This is a genomic window from Glaciecola sp. 2405UD65-10 (assembly GCF_048820975.1).
Lineage (GTDB): Bacteria > Pseudomonadota > Gammaproteobacteria > Enterobacterales > Alteromonadaceae > Glaciecola.
On record NZ_JBMEUF010000001.1, the window covers coordinates 1,074,166 to 1,094,362 of the forward strand.

The window sequence follows — 20,197 nt, forward strand, 5'->3', positions numbered from 1 at the left end:
TATGAGGATGAACTAGGCAAAATGCGCGTATTAGCTGATTACGACACCATACTTGAAAAATTGTCTTTGGGGCAGCTTTGGGATTTCCCAGGCGGTGTGCACCCTATACAACAAAAAGATATGTCGAATCAGAGCCTTATTCAAAAGCTACCTCTCCCCTCACATATTTACATTCCGGTAAAACAACACATTGGTGTTGAAGGCGAAATTGTAGTTAATGTAGGTGATAGAGTGTTACATGGCCAAGCCTTAACTCGTAATTTTAATACCTTTGCGCTTCCTGTTCATGCGTCGTCGTCAGGTACTGTAGTGAGCATTGGTGAGCATCCTGCAGCACATCCCTCAGGATTATCAGAATTAACTATTTGCATTGAGCTAGATGGGTTACACGAAAGCCTGGCAACAAACGGTGTTCACGACTACGCAAACAAAGACAAAAGCGATATTATAAACGCAATTTGTCAAGCCGGAATAAGCGGAATGGGCGGAGCCGGATTTCCTACCCACATAAAATCAACTAACGTGAAACCCATTGAATTTTTAGTTATCAATGGAATTGAATGTGAGCCATACATTACCTCTGATGACAGGCTAATGCGCGAGCATGCTTGGCAAATTCGCCAAGGGATTGATATTTTGGTGCATATACTCTCGCCTAAACAAGTCATTGTTGCGATTGAAGATAACAAACCCGAAGCTTACGAGACAATGGCAATTGCTTGCCAGCAACAAAGTGACTACCAAGTTATTAAGGTACCCACCAAATATCCTGCTGGCGGAGAAAAACAGTTAATTCAAGTGCTGACGTCACGTGAAGTACCTGCTGATGGCCTGCCAATAGACGTAGGATGCATGATGTACAATGTAGGTACGTGCTTTGCCATAGCGGATGCAGTCATTGAAGGTAAGCCCTTAACTCAACGTGTTGTCACAATTACCGGTGGCGCTATAGAAAAGCCACAAAATGTATGGGCACCCATTGGCACCCCAATAATAGACCTACTGCGGTTCGCCCAGTATGCACAAGAAAAACAAGCTCATCCTAAAATTATTATGGGCGGCCCCATGATGGGATTTACCCTCGCCTCAGCCAAAATACCGGTAGTAAAAACCACCAATTGTATTCTTGCTCCGGCTCAGCATGAGCTTGCTGATGCGTCAAACGAAAGAGCTTGTATTAGATGTTCAGCATGCGCTGATGCATGCCCGCAATCATTGTTACCTCAACAATTGTTTTGGTATAGCAAAGCAAAAGAATATGACACCGCGCAAGAATATAATTTATTTGATTGTATAGAATGCGGAGCCTGCGCCTACGTGTGCCCCAGTGAAATACCCTTAGTACATTATTACCGCCAAGCAAAAACGAATATTAAGCAGCAAGAGCAAGAAAAAGCGCAGGCAGAAAAAGCAAGAGTTCGCTTTGAAGCAAGAAAAATGCGCTTAGAAAAAGAAAAATTTGAAAGAGAAGAAAAGCACCGCAAAGCAGCCGAGGCAAGAAAACAGGCGATGACTTCTGACGGCGGAGCGGCAAAAGATAAAATTGCCGCCGCTTTAGCACGCGCTAAAGCGAAAAAAGCAGCCAAAAGCGAAACTAATAGCCCAGTTTCAGCCGCGAAAGACGAATCTACATTAAATACATCGAATGTTGGCGAAACCACCAATAGCACAGTGCAAACGGCAGAGCCGAAGAATGAGCAAGCTACAGAAACAAGCTCAGCACAGGATGACAAAAAGAAACGTGTAGCCCAAGCCGTAGCGCGAGCTAAAGCGAAAAAATTAGCCAAAAGCGAAGAACCAGAGCCTGCGACTACTTCTAACACCAAAGAGAAAGAAGCAGAAACTACTAACGATAAAGCGCTTGAAAAAAGCAGTGACGAGGCGTCTGCACAAGATGATAAAAAGAAACGTGTTGCCCAAGCCATAGCGCGAGCCAAAGCAAAAAAATTAGCTAAAGCTAAAGCCGCGCAAGAGCAAACCAACAATGATAAGCCAAATGATGAGGGCGCAAATGAGTAAATTTGTTGTAGGGAGTTCTCCGCACCTGCATAACAAAAAAGATACAGGTGCAGTAATGCGCTTGGTTATATATGCAGCCCTTCCTGGGATATTAATGCAAATATTTATGTTCGGGTTTGGTTTAGTTATTCAACTGGGTTTAGCTATAGTTACCGCCATTGTGTGCGAAGTGGTTATTCTTGAATTGCGAAAAAAAGATTCTGAACGGGCCGTTAAAGATTATAGCGCTGTGCTAACAGCGGTTCTTCTAGCCTTAAGTATTCCCCCATTAGCCCCATGGTGGGTAATAGTGATTGGTACCTTTTTCGCCATTGCCATTGTTAAACAACTTTATGGTGGCCTTGGCTACAATATGTTTAATCCAGCTATGGCGGCATATGTTATGTTGCTTATATCCTTCCCTGTTCAAATGACCTCGTGGTTACCCCCTGTTTCATTGAGTGCTCAAGACTTTTCTATATGGGATAGCCTATATACCATTTTTACTGGCTTTACCGCCTCTGGATATAGCATAGCGCAGCTTCAAGTGGTTGCCGATGGCGCAACTATGGCTACGCCACTGGATCATCTAAAAACGTCTTTAAGCGAAGGTTATATTGTGCCTGAAGCCCTTAACAATAAGAGCTTTGTAAGTTCAATTGGCGAGGGATGGGGGCCAGTTTCCTTAGCTTACTTAGTTGGTGGTTTATTTCTAGTTAAGTTGAAAGTGATTAATTGGCATATTCCAGGCAGTATGATTTTATCAGCCATGCTAGTGAGTGGTGTACTGTTTATGTTTGACGCCAGTACTCATGCTTCGCCATGGTTTCATTTTATTAATGGAAGCCTAATTGTAGGTGCATTTTTTATTGCCACTGACCCTGTATCAGCTTCTACCACCAATAAAGGAAGGCTTGTTTTTGGTGCTGCTATTGGTTTTTGGATAATAGTAATTAGAACATGGGGCGGTTACCCAGATGCAATAGCGTTTGCTGTAGTGATAATGAATATGGCCGTACCATTAATTGACTATTACACCCGTCCGCGAACCTATGGGCATACAGTTAAAGCCAAAAATATAACTTCGCAGGATCCAAAATGATAGAGACGATCCGTAAAAACGGCATAATTTTAGGCGCGTTTGCACTTGTTACTACAAGCGTACTAGCGCTTACCTATAACCTTACTTTTGAACGTATTGAATTAGCCAAAGAGCGCCAGTTATTAGACGTACTTAACCAAGTTATAGACCCTTCTATTCAAAATAACGAACTACATGTTGATTGCATTACAATTGAACCAGAAAATTTGCTGGGCAATGAAACACAGAGAGTATTTCGCGCGCGATTAAATGGCGAGCCAAGTGCCTTAATTTTAGAAACAACGGCAACAAATGGCTACAGCGGGCCAATTAAAATGGTGGTTGCAGTAGATAAATCAGCCAGTACCGTTTTAGGCGTGCGTGTTGTAGAGCATAAAGAAACCCCGGGCTTAGGTGACAAAATTGACATTCGTGTAAGCAATTGGATAAAGAGCTTCAATAACGTTAAATACAGTGATGAGCGTGCCGACAGATGGCAAGTAAAAAAAGATGGCGGGCAATTTGATCAATTTACCGGTGCCACCATTACGCCACGAGCAGTTGTACGCGCCGTTGCCAATACCACAAAATTTGCACAAGAAAACCTAAGCAATTTGTTTCTAACACCTTCTAATTGCTCACCTGGGCCACAAAAAGGCGAGCTTGATGTTAACGTGTCATCATCACAGGAATTAGGCCAATGAGTAACGAGTATAACAATCTAGCGCATCAGGGCTTGTGGAAAAACAACCCTGCTATTGTTCAGCTTTTAGGCTTGTGCCCATTGTTAGCAGTAAGTGGCACATTCATTAATGCGCTTGGACTGGGCATTGCTACCACTATTGTTTTACTTGGCTCAAACATTACCGTTTCACTGGTAAAGAACTTTGTTCCAAATGAGATTCGAATTCCTATATTTGTAATGGTAATCGCTTCCTTTGTTACATTAATAGAACTGCTTATGCACGCCTATACATTTGAGTTGTATCAGGTATTAGGAATTTTCATTCCCTTAATTGTTACGAACTGCGCCATTATTGGCCGCGCCGAAGCCTATGCATCCAAAAACCCAGTACAGTTCGCTGCTTTTGACGGCCTTATGATGGGCTTAGGATTTACCTTCATACTCGTTTTATTAGGCGGTATGCGTGAAGTGCTGGGCCTAGGCACCCTATTTTCAGGTGCTGATTTACTGTTTGGCGACTGGGCGAAAAATTTAACTATTGAAGTTTATAAAACCGATGCGAACTTCTTGTTAGCTATACTGCCACCAGGTGCATTTATAGGAATGGGGTTAATTATTGCGGCCAAAAACTTAATTGATGCAGCCATTGCGAAACGACAAGAAAAGAACACAAATAAAGTCGTGCAAAGAGCACGTGTTACAGGCACCGATATATGAACAAAGAAAAACGCTATGAAATATTAACGCGTTTGCGTAATGCTAATCCGCACCCAACTACAGAGCTAAACTTTTCAAGCCCTTTTGAATTGCTTATTGCAGTTATATTGTCAGCTCAATCCACCGATGTGGGCGTGAACAAAGCAACTGATAAATTATATCCCATTGCAAACACCCCTGAAGCTATTTACGCCCTTGGTTTAGATGGCTTAAAAGAATACATAAAAACCATTGGCTTATTTAATTCAAAAGCAAAAAATGTACTTGAGACCTGTCGTATTTTAGTTGAGAAGCATCAATCTCAAGTGCCTGAAAGCAGAGAAGCCCTAGAAGCCTTACCTGGTGTAGGTAGAAAAACGGCAAATGTAGTGTTAAATACAGCGTTCGGCTGGCCGACCATAGCCGTAGACACGCATATTTACCGGGTAAGCAACCGCACTAAACTTGCCATGGGTAAGAACGTTGATAAGGTTGAAGAGAAGCTAATAAAAGTCGTGCCTGCAGAATTCAAAGTAGATGTCCACCATTGGCTTATATTACACGGCCGTTATACATGTATTGCCCGCAAACCAAGATGTGGTTCGTGTATTATTGAAGATTTGTGTGAGTTTAAAGAGAAAACTGACTAGTTAACTCCCCTCGTTAAACAGCATTCTAATAAGTGAATTGATCAATCTAATTCATTTTATGTTGCTAGCACTACTCTATAAAATCACCCGCTAACTCAATCATGTAATTGTAATCTGGCATATAATTTCCACCATTGCCTAATATGACGATAAACGCATTTTTTTCACGGTTTATTGCATACATGGTTCTAAATCCATCATGGCTGCCGGTATGACCATAAGTCGTTTTACCGTCTTCGCTAAAATAAAAGATACCGTACCCTGTGCCATTAAACAGAGAGTCGTCAGCGTTCGTGTAAGCTTTTGTCATTAACGCTTTAGTTTCTGGTTGTAAAATATCTCCCATCATAAAAGCAGATAAAAAGCGTTGCATATCAATCATCGAAGTTATTTGAGCGGCAGAGCCATAGCTAAAATTATCACGTCCAAAAATTTTGTGCTCCGTTGCAAAGTTCATTGCCGTTTGCTCTGTAATTTCAGCATATTCATCAAGAATATAGGTGTGGTTCATTCCTAGCGGGCTAAATATTTCGTTTTCCATAAAATCAGCAAATCGATACCCAGTGACTACGTTCACTATTTTTGCCAATAAAACATACCCTGTATTGCTGTAATCTTCTTTACTACCAGAATTGAATTCAAGTACTGGATTTTCGATAAAATATTGAAATATTTTATTGTTGGTTATTTCATTATCAATAATTTGATGTGTATCTAAATCATTAAAAATATCGGGAATACCTGATTGGTGCGCCAGTAAGTGATGAATAGTTATGCCCTGCCAAGATAAATCTAACTCGGGTAAATACAGCAAAACAGAATCGTCAAGTTTAACCAACCCTTGCTCATATAATTTAAGAATTGCTATTGCAGTAAAAGTTTTACTGACGGAAGCTAAACGAAACTGCGTATCTTCTGTAATCGGCTCATTGGGTTTAGCAATGCCTTTCATTCCAGTATATAAATTTACATCGTTTTGCCAGACCGAGATAATTAAACCCGCCTCATCATCATTGAGATTTGCTGCCAATACAGTATCAAGTGTTTCGGCAAGTGTTGATTGAACACCTGTTTCAATGGTTTCGTGTTTCTTACCATTACTGTTGCATGCAGAAAGACTTAATAACACACCAGTGAATATCAGAATTCTGAAACAAGTTTTAAACGTCATACTTAAATTTCCCTATTAATTATTGTGGTTGCTCTGAGTTAGATTAACGGATTATTAAATAATGAATAGTCATTGGCATAATACGATTTATGAACGGTATAGCCATTCGGCCACAACATGTGTAACCTATTGATTAGAAATAACAATGATAACTAATGGAATATTATCAAATTGATAAACAGTATAAAGTTACCCGCTATTAAACAGGGCGAACAGCTTGTTATCCTATTGCCGATACTATTCTGCTTTATCTACCTGCTGTCGAAAAACATTAGCTCAACGGCGCAACAAGGTTATGTTGCAAATGTCGAAATCCATAAAAGCGATAACCCTATACCGCTTGATGCTGCTGATGATGCTTTTAATTGGCAACCGATGAAAAATGGAAGTTTTAATCTTGGCCGTCATAGTAATGGGTTAATTAGAATACAGTTAGATCATTCAAAGCTGCCTTATCAAGGCGACTTAGTTTTTGCTATCGCTCGAAATAATATTTTTACCGATGCTATTTTGTACTATCACCATAAGAATATGCTCGAAGAGAAGTTACTTACCCCCTCAACCATAGATAATAAGTTACTCTCAAATACACTTACTAAAGAAGCGATAAATAGTCCCGTCTACATATCAATTTCAGGTCGCTATTTACGTGGTGAGTTACTTATTCTCACAGCTAAAGAATTTGCATCTTACATTAAAAGCTCATCGGTAAAAGATGGTATTTATTTCGGTTTTATCATCTTATTTTTATTGTTTAGCTTGCTAGGTTATGTTTATTTTCGACAAGCAATATTTCTTAAATACGCTGCTCTACTTATTTGCATGTTTTTGTGGGTAGCAGCAGGTGAAGGTTTGTTGGTAAGCACCTTCCCTCAAATTCAAGGCCTCCCCTTTTTTACGCCTAATGGACTAGGGCTGCTGTTTTTCATTTGCTTTGCCTATTTTAGTTACGACTATTTAAAACTTGCTGACAGGCAATCAAAAGCTAGCCAGCTACTCAAATATAGTCAGTCGATACTTATTTTCATTTGGTTATGTTATTGCGTTTCCTTTGAGCGCGCTGATCCTACCCTTTATCAAATCGTTTATGGGTTAGCATTGCTCAAATGTTTATTGGTTGTTGCTGTGACATTTGTTACCGCCATACGAACTACGTCTGATCAAAGAAAGCGAAGCAGGTATTATCTTTGTGCGCTCATTGCGTTTGTTATTTGTAGTGTTATTTCTGGCTTATCTGTTACCAATATCATTGACTATTACGCTGGCTGGACATTTATTAAAGTGAGCTTTTTAATTGAAATGCTCTTGCTTGCGAGCGGGCTTATATACGGTTACAAGGTAACCTTGACCAATTACGAGGATAAAACGCAGCAACATAAAATAGTTGAAGAAAAACTAACGTCAACGCAGCAAAAACTAGCTGAAAGTAGCTCTATTATAGAAAACAATAACAATCGCACCTCCCTATGCCCTCAAATTGCTAAGGTCATTGCATTGCTTAATAAAACTTTATTTATCAAAGCTACTGGCAATTATTCTGAAATAGTTTATCAAAATGGTGCAAGCACTAAAGAGCTTCTAGTCGACACCAACCTACAAGCAATAGAAAATGCCTTGGGTGCTCAAACTATAATTCGCTGTCACAAATCCTATATGGTAAAAGCAGGCGTAAATTATAAGCTTACACGAAGAACATCAGCAGATTTTGACTTAACCTTTGCAGAGCACCGCATACCTGTCGGACGTAAGTATCTTAAAAACATTCGCTCAGCCTTTAATTGAGTCTAAATTCTAAATGCATTAAAAGTGACTAAGGTTGCATAATCCCTTATGCTACTAAATTGCATCTACCTTTATTATCTTTTGGCTGGCCGACCATAGCCGTTGATACGCATATCTATCGAGTAAGTAACCGCACTAAGCTTGCCATGGGTAAGAACGTTGATAAGGTTGAAGAAAAGCTGCTTAAGGTTGTGCCAGCAGAGTTCAAAGTCGATGTGCACCACTGGCTAATCTTGCATGGACGCTACACCTGTATTGCACGCAAGCCGCGCTGTGGGTCTTGTATAATTGAAGATTTGTGTGAGTTTAAAGAGAAAACCGAGTAGCCTTAAGTCCGTTTAGAGTTGTTGAAACAACCAATGGTCGGATTTAAGTCATTGTATTTTCGAGATGCTGCCTCAAGCGATAAGCAAACTTAACTCTAACGGGGTTCCGACAATGTAAGCTATCCATTCATTTAAATAATCGTAATTTAGGCCCATTATTGCCACACTAACTACTAAATAATACATGATTCAAGGATGACAATAGTGTAAATACAGCAAAAAAGAGAAACATACTCATGCTAGACCTTCTTTCTTCGCGCGATAATAGAAATATAAAGCCATAAAACAACCAAGGATTGGCATTACAATACCAAATTCATCAATGTAAAAGTAACTTTGCTCACCCTTGTTTGTGAGTGGCGTAAAAACTCGCTGAATGAATAAGTTGTGACTCGCGTGCAGAAAAACGGCAGGCCAAAGGCTGTTAGACTTGAATGTGAAATAGGCATAGACGATCCCTTGGGGTAGCACTGCCATCGTAAAGATAAACATTTGAATGACGAAGTTGCCTTGTCCTGCATTGTAGTCTGTAAACAAGATGGCTGGCCAATGCCAAATAGCCCAGATTGTGCCGGAAAACAAACCCACCGCCCAAAATGGCATGACTTTTTTCAGCTCCCAGATAAAAAAGCCACGCCAACCTATTTCTTCACCCAAAGCACGCGCTGCTGAACCAACCATACCAACGCTTGCAATAATGGCAATAAATGCAATGGCCACAAATACACTGGCTTCATCATTCCCCAATAGCTGCTTGTTCCAGTATTTTAGTGTATCGATGTTACCAAAGGTGCTGCCACCTAAATTAAACACCCATACTGGTAAATAAATCATTAAGCCGTATAGGATAGGTAAACACCAAGCAAAACGGATCCACTTCCAATCTCCCCAACCCCAAGGCAAGCTTGCGATAGGCCGTTTGATTATGACACACGTTAATAGAGCCGCTATGCCAGGAGACCACATAACGCCGGCCACAAGAATTGAAGGTGTAGCCCCCTGATATCCCATCATCCCGCCGAAGATTGACGTAATCATGAATGTAAGTAGCAAAAATAAACCAATTGCGCGCCATGCAGATTGTTTGATTACCTTGGCATTTGTCATTGCATCTAGGGTTTTTAAAGTAGTGTCACTCATTTTATTTCCTTAGCTGAAGACATTTTGATTGAGCGTAATATGATGTCTGAGAAAACCTTGTCTCTTGCCTTAACGTCAAGATTTTCAAAAAACGCCATGCGCTCAAATCTGTTTGTGATCATAAGATCAGCTAAGCCATGAGCAGCAACCCATGCTGCCATTACATCCATCATGCCTTGTTGATTTTGATTGGGATCAATCTTGATAATATTGCAAACATCTGTAATAAGCTTATCAAATGCCTTATTTGCGCCATCATGCAATTCCTTGTTTTGTCGATTGGTGTGCTCAGAAGAGAACATCAAACGAAACAGTGCAGAATGGCTTATAGCAAAATCGATATAACCGAGACCAGAAGCGGCGAGTTGTGAGCGAGGAGAAGGAGAAGCCTCGCGCTGGCGCTCTTCTTGCGTTCTTATAAACCGACGATAACCTTCTGCCGCTAAGGCAGTTAGAACTCCTGTTTTATCTTTAAAATGGTGAGCAGGTGCTCCGTGACTTACGCCCGCGCGTTTAGCTACTGAGCGCATCGAAAAAGACTTCACTCCTTTTTCAATTAGTTCATCTTCAGCAGCTTTTAGTAAGGCCTGCTGTAGGTTACCGTGATGATATGTCGAATCTGTTTTAGTTTTCATGGTTTCAAAATATCAGCTTATCTAGTCATTGTCTAGATCAATTTAGACAATGACTAGATTTTAGTTAATAGTGTACCATTAATTAAAATAGGCTCGAAAGAGTCAACCGTAGCAATACTAACAACTGGTGGTAATTTAACTTCTTGACGCTGATTCCACTGACTGAAGAGTCAAGTCTTCGTAGGAACTTCTTCTATTTCCTCATGCGTTATAGGGGAATTAAATCAGTTCAATTATTGTTTTTCGGCTGGCAGTTCAGCCCGTCCAAAATTCTAACAACGCGATGTGAAATTAACAAAAGTTAATCGTATGTCGACTTCACGCCCTGAGCTGTATGACACCTGAGTTCTTATCTACTTTTACCAAAGGCACAAAACAGTCAATCTCTTAGATGTAAAACCAAACATCTACCTTCCTTATATTTAAGCTGGCCGACGATTGCTGTGGACACGCATATTTATCGAGTAAGTAACCGCACTAAGTTAGCCATGGGTAAGAACGTTGATAAGGTTGAAGAGAAGCTCCTTAAGGTGGTTCCTGCTGAGTTTAAAGTTGACGTACACCACTGGCTTATTTTGCATGGACGTTATACTTGTATAGCACGCAAGCCGCGCTGTGGCTCTTGTATTATTGAAGATTTATGTGAGTTTAAAGATAAGACTGAGTAGCTTTAGTTTTATGCTTTCACAACAGCAAAGGCTGTTGCAATTTTGAACGATTAGTTATTAGCCGAGCACCTTAGCCTTAGCGTCATTTTGAATGCGTCCATTTTGATGTAATAGATGTCGTTTTTGACGTATTCCAGACATAATAAAAATCTCATCATCCCAAGCTTGATTAGGGATCTTTTTGGTACACGCTAATTTCAGCAAATGACATATATCAGCCTTTAATTTTCTTAATTCCGATAGTGTCGATGCGCTGTAATCGCCGCTTATAAAATTCCACTAAAGAAACTGACCGTGTAATACTGTCACTAGCTTTGCAATTATTACTGTTTTAGGGCTGAGGTTCCCAGTTTTTCCCTGTCTAAAAATATCATTCCCTTTAAACTAAACATGTCTACATAACTGATGCCTTCTAACGTGAGCACGCGAAAACATATAATATTTCACGATTGGAATAGCCCTTGCTACATCTACATCATTCTAACCTTGCGCATGCGTCTCAGCTTAATTTAAGCGGAAAACTTAGCCAGAGCTAAAACAAAGGCTAAGAATGATGAGCGCCGCCGCAATTCAGCAAGAGGACAATAACATTGCAAAACATCAATAATTCAAGGTCAACTCAGCCAGAAATACATAACGAAGCAAACAGCGAAAAAAGCGCCTTCCCCTCATTATCAGCGCCATTAAAAATGGGCAATATTCAGCTCAATAATCGTGTATTCATGGCGCCGCTAACACGCTCACGCTCTACTCCTGAAGAAAATTTACAAACGCCATTGCACGCCTTGTATTACGCACAGCGAGCTTCTGCGGGCCTGATTATCTCTGAAGCCACACAAATTAGCCCTCAGGGGCAAGGTTATGCATGGACGCCGGGTATTTTCACTAACGAGCAAGTGAGCCATTGGAAGGTCGTCACAGATGCAGTGCATAACGCCGGAGGGCGAATTTTCTGCCAGCTTTGGCATGTTGGAGCTATTTCACATCAAGTTTTCCAACCTCATGATGCGCCCCCATTTTCATCAAGCGAGTTTCAACCTGAAGGTGAAGCCTTTGTTGGTGATTTACTACCTGATGGCCCAACAGTGCCACACCCAAAAGCACAGGCGATGACGCTTGAAGATATCGCCAATCTAAAACGTGATTATCGTCACGCGGCAAAATGTGCAAAAGAAGCTGGCTTTGATGGTGTTGAACTGCACGCAGCGAACGGGTATTTGCTAGACCAATTTATACGCTCATCGGTCAATAAACGAGACGACCAATATGGTGGCAGCGTAGAAAATAGATTGCGCTTGCTTGAAGAAGTTATTGACGTTATTGCGCAAGAAATACCAAGTAGCAATATTGGAGTACGCCTATCGCCGACCGGCGGACCTGGTGGTAGTTATGATGATGACCCAGAAGGCACTTACATGGCCGCCGCTAAAGCGATATCAGGTAAAGGCGCTGTTTATTTACATGTAGTTCGCCCGAACAACCACACAGGTGATGGCTCAGGTATTGAGAAGGGAAATAAATTGCTTAAGGATATGCGTGCAGCCTTTAGTGGACTATTTATTGCGAACGGTGAATTTAGCCCACAAGAGGCTAATAAATGGATTGAAAACAAGGACGCTGATGCAGTGGCATTCGGACGCTCATTTTTAGCTAACCCAGATTTACCGGCACGCATCGCCAAAGATGGCCCGTACAACGAGCCAAATGAAGAGACATTCTACGGTGGCGGCAGTGAAGGCTATGTAGATTATCCGTCTCTGAATTGCATTAAATCAGCCTTGTAAGGGCTGCTATTTCTATGTGACCTTTAAGGGGCTTGCTTGGCTTATGAAAATAAGCCTTTCACTTTTATAACCTCGCCGACGTGGACATTAGAAAACTGTGATCCACTTCGCACTAGCTTTAAACAAGAGAGAAACAATGACTACTATTTCAGCATACGCAGCAAAATCAGAAGACGGCAAAATGGCTCCTCATGAAATTAAACGCCGAGCGCTAGGTGAGCACGATGTTCAAATCGACATTCAGTTTTGTGGTGTGTGCCACAGTGATTTGCACGCGGTTAACAACGACTGGGGCAACTCAAATTATCCTTTAGTGCCTGGCCATGAAATGATTGGTGAAGTAAGCGCGGTAGGCGACAAAGTGAGTAATTTCAAAGTGGGCGATACAGTGGGCGTAGGTTGTATGGTAGATTCCTGTCAAACCTGTGAAGCTTGTGACGACCATTTAGAGCAGCACTGCTTAAATGGCGCGACCATGACCTATAACAGCAAGTTAAAAGACGCAGCTGACGATGAAGAAGACATCACGCAAGGTGGCTACTCTAAACAAGTTGTTGTTAACGATAAGTTTGTACTCAAGGTCCCTAAAAACCTAGATAAAGCCGCTGCCGCCCCACTCTTGTGCGCAGGGATCACCACGTACTCTCCATTACACCAACACGGTGTGAAAGAAGGTATGACGGTGGGCGTTATTGGGTTAGGTGGTTTGGGGCACATGGGTATCAAGTTCGCATCTGCTATGGGAGCGCATGTGGTGATGATCACCACCTCTAAAGAAAAGGCTGAAGATGCTAAAAAACTCGGCGCTGATGATGTGTTAGTTACAAAAAACGAGGATTCTATGAAAAAGTGGCAGGGTAAGTTTGATTTCTTGCTCAACACCATTCCTGTGGGGCATGACGTGAATCCATATCTTTCTTTGCTTAAATACAATAGCACTATGTGTTTCGTGGGTGCCATTGAGCCCCTTGAGGCGGTTAACGGTGCAACTATGATTGGCGGGCGTAAATCGCTTGCAGGTTCACTTATTGGTGGGATCAAAGAAACCCAGGAAATGCTCGATTTTTGCGGTGAGCACAATGTAATCTCCGAAATTGAAAAAATTGATATGAAGGATATTAATGACGCATTTGAACGAATGAAAAGTAACGATGTGCGCTATCGCTTCGTGATTGATATGCAGAGTCTATAATGCCCTCTGCCAATGGAGAATCGGAAGCCTGTTTTTAAGCCGCACTAACCTTACTATGAGCAATAACGTCGATAATTAACAGATAAATCATAGCTCAACTCAATAAAATTAAACCTTAGGAGGCTAATACCTAGACCTCCTAAAACTTTACTATATAGCGCTATTTAATCACCAAATTGAACACGAATACCTGCGTTGACAGTAAAGCCGTCATTACGTGACCAAATATCTGTCGTCCATCGTCCAGTTGGCTCTTGTGTTGGTAATAAAAGTGATTCGTCTTTGGTTTGACGCACATCAAGTAGATTTTCTGCATTTAAGAAGTAACTCACTTTGCCAAAGGTTATTTGACCAAGTAAGCCTAAATGCCAGTATGCATCGCTATGGCTACGGTAGGGGTTACCTTCTAAGCGCTGCGTGCCAGTGTAATAAGCTTCAAAACCTACTAAATAACTACCGTGCTCTTCCCACATAATCAGTGCGCCTGCTGAATGCTTCGGTGTTAGAGCAAGAGACTCTTGACCTGCGCCTGTGTCATTTAGCTTAGTTGCGTCGGTGTATAAATAACTACCTGTTAATTTTAGATCTCGCCAGCGATAACGAAGCAAAAGTTCTGCTCCCCTAATTTCACTTTGTCCCGAAGCATTGACCAAACGTACTTGTTTATCAGACATTGTTTCGGTTGGATTAATGACTTCAAGCTCAGTGACATTATCAACGTCAGAAGCGAATAAAGTAAAACTGGTTTCAATACTATCAATCACATAACTGATGTCGATTGACGCCGTTGTTGCTTGCTCTTCTTCAATATTATCAAGTGGTGCTAGGCGAGATAAACCTACATCTTCAATATCTTCTATAAAAGGTGTTGGGGCAAAGAAACCTTCTCCGTAAGAGCCTCGAATAACCCAATTTTCAGGTTTATATAACACAGAAACCCGAGGGCTAAACTGCGTACCGTATTCGCTATGCCAATCACTACGCGCACTAAGTGACATGGAGATATCTTCAGTCGCTTCATAATCAAATTGAGAGAATAATCCAGGCACTTGGTAGTTGTAGTTAAATTCTGAGAAATATTCTGAATTAAAACGATCTGATTGATAAGCTACGCCTACAAGCCATGCTGTTTTATCGTTATAACCTGTGACACTCGACTCAAGTAGGTAACTTTCGTGGACATCATTTTCTTCAACTATGCCATAAACATGATCGTGCTCTTGGCGCATAGCCGAAGCGCGAACATTGAAGTTAAAGGCCAACTGCTTGGACAGTAGAATTAATTTCCCACCAAGATATCAACAAACGTATAGCAGAATGTAGTCAATAGTTTTATTAAAGCTTTCCGCGAGCATAGCAATAGTAAAGAAAACTGGAGACCCCAGTTTTCTCTCTAGGATTACTTGCAAAGTATTAGCTTGTGTTGTGTTAATAATTAAAGTTCTATGTTTGTTTCGGCTTTTAGACAGGATTTTAGATTCGTCTAGCGATGATGCAAGGTGCGATTTACTAAAACGTACTGGGTGGCACCACCCATGTATTCTTCGATCCAATCGATTTTATTGGCAAGCTAGCGGCTATAATTCCACCGCCGCGACTCAAGCTCTACCGGTTTTATTAGGCTGTTTGCGCCAAACAGTAATCTAAGAGCTTAAGTTACTGCGTCACAAAGAGGCAAGAACAGCCCGAAACTTGCCAATCAAGAAGATAGGCAATCAGAAACGTCGTGCCAATTATAAAGAGGGCCAGATTTTACTCAGTTATTGGCATCATCTCTGGGCATAAAACCTCTTGTTACATTGCTATCGTCCTGAAGCTTAGTTGCTTTTGAAATATCTATTGTGTTGTTAGCTTCTGTTGCCGGTGCGGTCGTGGTCATAATAATCCCTACTATAATAAGGAGCGCTTTCATAATTTATCGAGCCACCTTCATAATTATAGATACTATAAAATTACCATTTAAAAGAGGTTGCCTGTTCAGACACGGTCCACAATCGAGAGGCGACCTCATCGTCTAAAACGAATTCCCCCAATTCACATTCTCCAACAGGACCACCAAAATTCATCAAGCCTGTAGGTCCATAATAGGCACGTTGTTTCAATGTGTTTTCTGTTGCACACATAACTTCAGGATAAGCCCCTTTCTCAGCGCTCTGCGCTAGCCCTAACTTCACCATTACTTTCCAAGATAGTCGAGTCGCTAAACTGGCACTACTTCGGATCAAAGAGGTATTTGATGCTCCAGGATGACAAACATACACCTCAAGCTGTTTACCCTGTTGCTTAATTTTATCTTGCAACTTATAGGCAAACATCATTTGTGCAAGTTTACTATGACTATAAACTTTATTTGCATGGTAGTTGTTTTGCCAGTTCATATCGTTAAACTGAATGGTTCTTAACCCCATTTTATGACCTTCACTCGATACCACAACTATTCGCCCTTTAGACTGCTCAATCCGCTCGAACAACAAACCAGCAAGTAAAAAATGACCGTAATGGTTTACACCTAGCTGACTTTCAAAACCGTCTACCGTAAACTGTAACTCAGCAATTTGCGCAATAGCAGCATTACATATGAGTGCATCAATTTGTGATACCGAATCTAATATTTCTGATGCAGCTTGGCGAACCGAAGCTAATTCAGCTAAGTCCATCGTGATATAGCTCACCTGTGCTGATTGACCAAACTCTTTATTAAGCTCAGCTATTGCTGCTTCAGATTTACTGGGGTTGCGATTTAACATCACCACCTTTGCTCCTTTTGATAAAAGAATACGGGAAGCCTGAAATCCGGCCCCAGCATTAGCGCCGGTGATCAGGAAAGTTTTCCCAGCTAGAGAGCTAAGACGCTCAGGAGTCCAACCTTTAAGACCAAATTGATTTTTATTCGCCATTGTTTACCTACTTAAATTCATCAACCATTTTCAATATGCGCACTATAAACTCACAAAAGCTATATAAATAGGCTAAATGCTCGCTAAAACATGCCTATTTGTATCGACACATTGAGAATGCTCACTTCGAATGTTAGTTTAACCCCTTAATAACTGAGGAAGACATGGCGATGAACAAACAAAGTATCGAACAACTTATCGACCAAAAAGTCAGCTCCAATGGCATGATAGAAACGGAAATAAAAGGTGTACAATTGTTTAAATTGACCGATACCATTGAGTGCGCACCTGCAGTTTACGAACCCTCAGTGACAGCAATTGTGCGCGGTGGTAAAGAAGCGATTTGGAATGGCAAGAAACATTTATACGACAACAGCCAATATATTTGCTGCACCATGTCAATGCCAATAGAAACTGGCGCCCCCACCACCACACCAGAAAACCCACTCATTGGTGTATATATCACCCTAGATACTCGACTTATGACCGACCTTGCTATCGAGATAGAAAGTGCCAGTGGCGCTACTCGTGTAGCAAAACAGGGGCAGAATAACCAAGGATTATCAACATCAACATGGAATGAGGATTTTACCCAGGCTTTATATCAATTGTTATTATTGCAGGAAAACGCTACTGACTTAGCCATTCTCGAGAAAAGTCGATTGCGAGAACTTTATTACGCATTGTTAAAAGGAGAAGCAGGTTATTCATTAAGACGAGCCTTTGGTGTGGGTAATGAAATTGCGCGTTCAATTGAATATTTATCATCTCACCTGAATGAAACAGTAACCATTGAAGAGTTAGCGGATCAAATAGGCATGAGCCGAGCCGTATTCCACCGAAAATTTAAACAAGCAACCAATATGTCCCCTATCCAATTTGTTAAGTCAATGCGTCTAAATCAGGCGGCGATGAAAATTACTGAAGGAACTAATGTTAACGTTGCCGCGATGGACGTAGGGTACGCTAGCTCTTCCCAATTTAGTCGAGAATTTAAACGAATGTATGGTTTATCACCTAAGCAATGGGGGCTGACGAAAACGCCTTAAGCAACCTAGCATAACTGCTCAGTCTAAAATTGTTGCGACACAACTGCATCAAATATCAACTGAGCTACTTTATCCCTTCTTGTCCCAATAGCGTTAATTGCAAACCTCGTAAGTCTTGAAACTAAACTGCGATCTTTACTTGCGTTCATTCATTTATTCGTTACTATCTATCACCCTCGTATAGTTCGACATATTTATGAAGCACTTAGCTCACGAAAAACCTGATACAGAATCTCTTTCACTATTACTGAACCGTATATTCAACAGTGCATTGCACGGAATTATCGCATTTACCAGCATCCGTGACGAAAACAATCAAATAGTTGATTTTAATTTTCAAATGGTCAACCAAGTTGCGGCTCAAATTATCCAAAAAGACGTAGATGAGCTAAGCGCTCTAACCCTTTTAACCGCGTTGCCGGGTAACAAGGAATCAGGCTTATTTGATGCTTATAAAAACGTTGTAGAAAGCGGTTTACCTTACGAAACTACCTTGTACTACAACTATGACGATATTGAGGATTGGTTTAAAATAACCGCAGCCAAAAACCTAGATGGCTTTATTGTTACCTTCTTAGATATATCTGATTTAAAACGCCAAGAACAAGAGTTAATTAAAAAACAAAAAGCCTTAGAAGAGGCTAACGGTGAACTTGAACGCTTTGCCTACATAGCATCACATGACCTTCAAGAACCGCTCAGAAAAATACAGGCCTTTGGTGATCGCCTTGAGTCAAATTACTCTGCATTACTCGACACTAAAGGACGTGACTTTATTTCTAGAATGCGCAACGCATCAGCCCGTATGCAAGTGCTCATAGATGACCTTTTACGGTTTTCACGCGCCACTAAAATTAATCCCAAAAAAGCCAAGGTGAATCTGAATAGTATCTTAAATGTGGTAAAAGATACTTTTGCAGAGCGCATTGTAGAAACTCGCGCAATTATTAGCTGCCCCGATTTACCCGAAATACGGGCTAATGAATCGCAAATGACGCAATTATTTCAAAACATTTTGTCAAATGCTTTAAAGTACGTGCGTGTAAATTGCGTGCCTGAAATTTCGATTACACTGAGTGAAGTATTTAAAACCGTAGATGCAAAAGAAAGCACATTCTGGCAAATTTGTATTTCTGATAATGGCATTGGGTTTGACGAATCCCATAAAGAAAAAATCTTTGAGATTTTTCAGCGTTTACATGGGCGCACTGAATATGAAGGCACCGGTATTGGATTAGCAATATGCCATAAAATTGTGACGAATCACAACGGCGTTATTTTTGCCGACAGTACAGAAGGCGAAGGCGCGACCTTTACAATTTTATTACCTAAGGCTAAATAAATAGCACGCTAAAGCTTTCGCTAAAATATTGATTTAAAATGTTTTAAATTTACTTGCATAAAGGAGTTGTTTGTTTGGAGCAAAAGGCATTTTAGCTACAAAGATAACTTTGGTTTGATAAAGTTAATGAAAGCATTTACTCGTTCAGACACTGATGAAGACTTGTAAAATACCGCATTGATTAATTCTCTATCGCTGTCTTGTATTCTATAAGAATCTATCAATTTAATTAAGCGCCCGTTTTTAATATCGTTATTAACCATAAAACCTGACAAGCACGCTACCCCGTTACCTGCCAAAGCTAATTGCCGAATAGTTTCGCCGTTACTCGCACTTATTGATGGCGCAATGGTATCTAAGCCTTTTATTGGCCATTTATTTAACGCTTTTATGTTTGAGAACCCTATCAAGCTATGAGTTTTTAAGTCAATAGGCGTTTTCGGTAAGCCGTTTTTAGCGATATATTCTGGCGCTGCCACAATAAAAAGTGGGCTTTTACCTAAATTGTTGGCGTGTAATGTGGAGTCTTCTAACTTACCAATTCTGATAGCCACGTCGGTACGCTTTTCTATTAAATCAACGATGCCTTCATTTGAATTAAGCTCAACTTTAACTTTAGGATAAATTTTGTTAAAAGCGTTTATGTGCGGGGCTATTTGATGAAAAATAAATGGGCTAGCAGCATCTATTCGCAATTTGCCTTGAGGCACATTGCCTTCAATTTGAGTCTCGGTTTCTGCGCTAGCAATTTGTTGAAGCGCAGCGTTAACGGTATTCGTAAATGTTTTTCCCTCTTCGGTCAACATAACGCGCCGAGTAGTTCGCACTAACAATGTAACTCCAAGCACTTTTTCAATTTTACTTACTGAGCGAGATATTCGAGCCACTTGAACATTAAGCGCATCAGCAGCGGCAGAAAATCCGCCATACTCTACCACCGCAAGTAGATGTTCTAAGTCATCAGATCTTGTTTTCAAACCCATATTAACCCCATTTTCAACAAAAGTATTTTGTTAATACTAGCATTTATTACAAATATTTATTCATTAATATGAGCGTCCTAAACACAACTAAGCGTTTAGTAGCTTAATTAACATTAAA

General features: G+C 40.7%; 17 protein-coding genes and 2 pseudogenes. 12 read left to right on the forward strand and 7 right to left on the reverse strand.

Features of this window, described 5'->3' with window-relative positions:
• Positions 1 to 21: 21 nt before the first annotated feature.
• The 5 genes from rsxC to nth are packed head-to-tail and all read left to right on the forward strand — an operon-like array spanning position 22 to position 5,110.
• Positions 22 to 2,019 carry an electron transport complex subunit RsxC gene (gene rsxC / locus ACOI22_RS04905; protein WP_420670786.1) on the forward strand — a complete coding sequence of 666 codons (1,998 nt, stop codon included), beginning with the start codon at positions 22 to 24 and terminating at the stop codon, positions 2,017 to 2,019.
• Positions 2,012 to 3,100 carry an electron transport complex subunit RsxD gene (gene rsxD / locus ACOI22_RS04910; protein ID WP_420670788.1) on the forward strand — a complete coding sequence of 363 codons (1,089 nt, stop codon included), beginning with the start codon at positions 2,012 to 2,014 and terminating at the stop codon, positions 3,098 to 3,100. The genes rsxC and rsxD overlap by 8 nt, the downstream gene beginning before the upstream one ends.
• Positions 3,097 to 3,783, forward strand: coding sequence for an electron transport complex subunit RsxG (gene rsxG, locus ACOI22_RS04915; protein ID WP_420670790.1), 687 nt, complete (start codon positions 3,097 to 3,099; stop codon positions 3,781 to 3,783). Before rsxD ends, rsxG begins: the two co-directional genes overlap by 4 nt.
• Positions 3,780 to 4,481, forward strand: a complete 702-nt coding sequence (locus tag ACOI22_RS04920; RefSeq protein ID WP_420670792.1) for an electron transport complex subunit E — start codon at positions 3,780 to 3,782, stop codon at positions 4,479 to 4,481. The genes rsxG and ACOI22_RS04920 overlap by 4 nt, the downstream gene beginning before the upstream one ends.
• Positions 4,478 to 5,110, forward strand: a complete 633-nt coding sequence (nth, locus tag ACOI22_RS04925) for an endonuclease III (protein WP_420670794.1) — start codon at positions 4,478 to 4,480, stop codon at positions 5,108 to 5,110. Before ACOI22_RS04920 ends, nth begins: the two co-directional genes overlap by 4 nt.
• Before the next feature lie 70 nt (positions 5,111 to 5,180).
• Here nth and ACOI22_RS04930 read toward each other — a convergent pair whose 3' ends face one another.
• Positions 5,181 to 6,281, reverse strand: a complete 1,101-nt coding sequence (locus tag ACOI22_RS04930; RefSeq protein ID WP_420670796.1) for a serine hydrolase domain-containing protein — start codon at positions 6,279 to 6,281, stop codon at positions 5,181 to 5,183.
• A 171-nt stretch (positions 6,282 to 6,452) separates the two neighbouring features.
• Here ACOI22_RS04930 and ACOI22_RS04935 point away from each other — a divergent pair, with 171 nt between their 5' ends.
• Together ACOI22_RS04935 and ACOI22_RS04940 are read left to right on the forward strand one after the other, a co-directional pair.
• Positions 6,453 to 8,063, forward strand: coding sequence for a 7TM diverse intracellular signaling domain-containing protein (locus ACOI22_RS04935; RefSeq protein WP_420670798.1), 1,611 nt, complete (start codon positions 6,453 to 6,455; stop codon positions 8,061 to 8,063).
• A 77-nt stretch (positions 8,064 to 8,140) separates the two neighbouring features.
• A pseudogene (locus ACOI22_RS04940) lies at positions 8,141 to 8,389 on the forward strand (endonuclease III); the annotation flags it as partial.
• A 234-nt stretch (positions 8,390 to 8,623) separates the two neighbouring features.
• Here the strand turns inward: ACOI22_RS04940 and ACOI22_RS04945 are convergent.
• Positions 8,624 to 9,529, reverse strand: a complete 906-nt coding sequence (locus tag ACOI22_RS04945; RefSeq protein ID WP_420670800.1) for a CPBP family intramembrane glutamic endopeptidase — start codon at positions 9,527 to 9,529, stop codon at positions 8,624 to 8,626.
• A complete protein-coding gene (locus ACOI22_RS04950; RefSeq protein ID WP_420670802.1) occupies positions 9,526 to 10,164 on the reverse strand; it encodes a TetR/AcrR family transcriptional regulator in 639 nt (212 codons plus the stop codon). Before ACOI22_RS04950 ends, ACOI22_RS04945 begins: the two co-directional genes overlap by 4 nt.
• Positions 10,165 to 10,592: 428 nt before the next feature.
• On the opposite strand from ACOI22_RS04950, the pseudogene ACOI22_RS04955 reads away from it, so the two are divergent.
• The 3 genes and pseudogenes from ACOI22_RS04955 to ACOI22_RS04965 all read left to right on the forward strand — a co-directional run.
• Positions 10,593 to 10,832: pseudogene (locus ACOI22_RS04955) on the forward strand (endonuclease III); the annotation flags it as partial.
• A 590-nt stretch (positions 10,833 to 11,422) separates the two neighbouring features.
• The gene (locus ACOI22_RS04960; protein WP_420670805.1) at positions 11,423 to 12,616 is read left to right on the forward strand and encodes an alkene reductase; all 1,194 of its coding nucleotides are present in this window, start codon (positions 11,423 to 11,425) and stop codon (positions 12,614 to 12,616) included.
• 136 nt (positions 12,617 to 12,752) lie between these two features.
• Positions 12,753 to 13,808 (forward strand): NAD(P)-dependent alcohol dehydrogenase, encoded by a 1,056-nt coding sequence (locus tag ACOI22_RS04965; RefSeq protein WP_420670807.1) that lies wholly within the window; start codon positions 12,753 to 12,755, stop codon positions 13,806 to 13,808.
• Positions 13,809 to 13,972: 164 nt separating this feature from the next.
• Here ACOI22_RS04965 and ACOI22_RS04970 read toward each other — a convergent pair whose 3' ends face one another.
• The 3 genes from ACOI22_RS04970 to ACOI22_RS04980 form a co-directional block, all read right to left on the reverse strand.
• Positions 13,973 to 15,037, reverse strand: a complete 1,065-nt coding sequence (locus tag ACOI22_RS04970; protein ID WP_420670809.1) for a TonB-dependent receptor plug domain-containing protein — start codon at positions 15,035 to 15,037, stop codon at positions 13,973 to 13,975.
• 527 nt (positions 15,038 to 15,564) lie between these two features.
• The gene (locus ACOI22_RS04975; RefSeq protein ID WP_420670811.1) at positions 15,565 to 15,687 is read right to left on the reverse strand and encodes a hypothetical protein; all 123 of its coding nucleotides are present in this window, start codon (positions 15,685 to 15,687) and stop codon (positions 15,565 to 15,567) included.
• 73 nt (positions 15,688 to 15,760) lie between these two features.
• A complete protein-coding gene (locus ACOI22_RS04980; protein WP_420670813.1) occupies positions 15,761 to 16,705 on the reverse strand; it encodes an SDR family oxidoreductase in 945 nt (314 codons plus the stop codon).
• Between the two features lie 170 nt (positions 16,706 to 16,875).
• Between ACOI22_RS04980 and ACOI22_RS04985 the strand changes: the two genes are divergently transcribed.
• A complete protein-coding gene (locus ACOI22_RS04985) occupies positions 16,876 to 17,754 on the forward strand; it encodes an AraC family transcriptional regulator (protein WP_420670815.1) in 879 nt (292 codons plus the stop codon).
• A 196-nt stretch (positions 17,755 to 17,950) separates the two neighbouring features.
• Positions 17,951 to 19,096 carry an ATP-binding protein gene (locus ACOI22_RS04990; protein WP_420670817.1) on the forward strand — a complete coding sequence of 382 codons (1,146 nt, stop codon included), beginning with the start codon at positions 17,951 to 17,953 and terminating at the stop codon, positions 19,094 to 19,096.
• A 95-nt stretch (positions 19,097 to 19,191) separates the two neighbouring features.
• Here the strand turns inward: ACOI22_RS04990 and ACOI22_RS04995 are convergent, their stop codons facing one another.
• Positions 19,192 to 20,073 carry a LysR family transcriptional regulator gene (locus ACOI22_RS04995; RefSeq protein ID WP_420670819.1) on the reverse strand — a complete coding sequence of 294 codons (882 nt, stop codon included), beginning with the start codon at positions 20,071 to 20,073 and terminating at the stop codon, positions 19,192 to 19,194.
• Positions 20,074 to 20,197 lie beyond the last annotated feature (124 nt).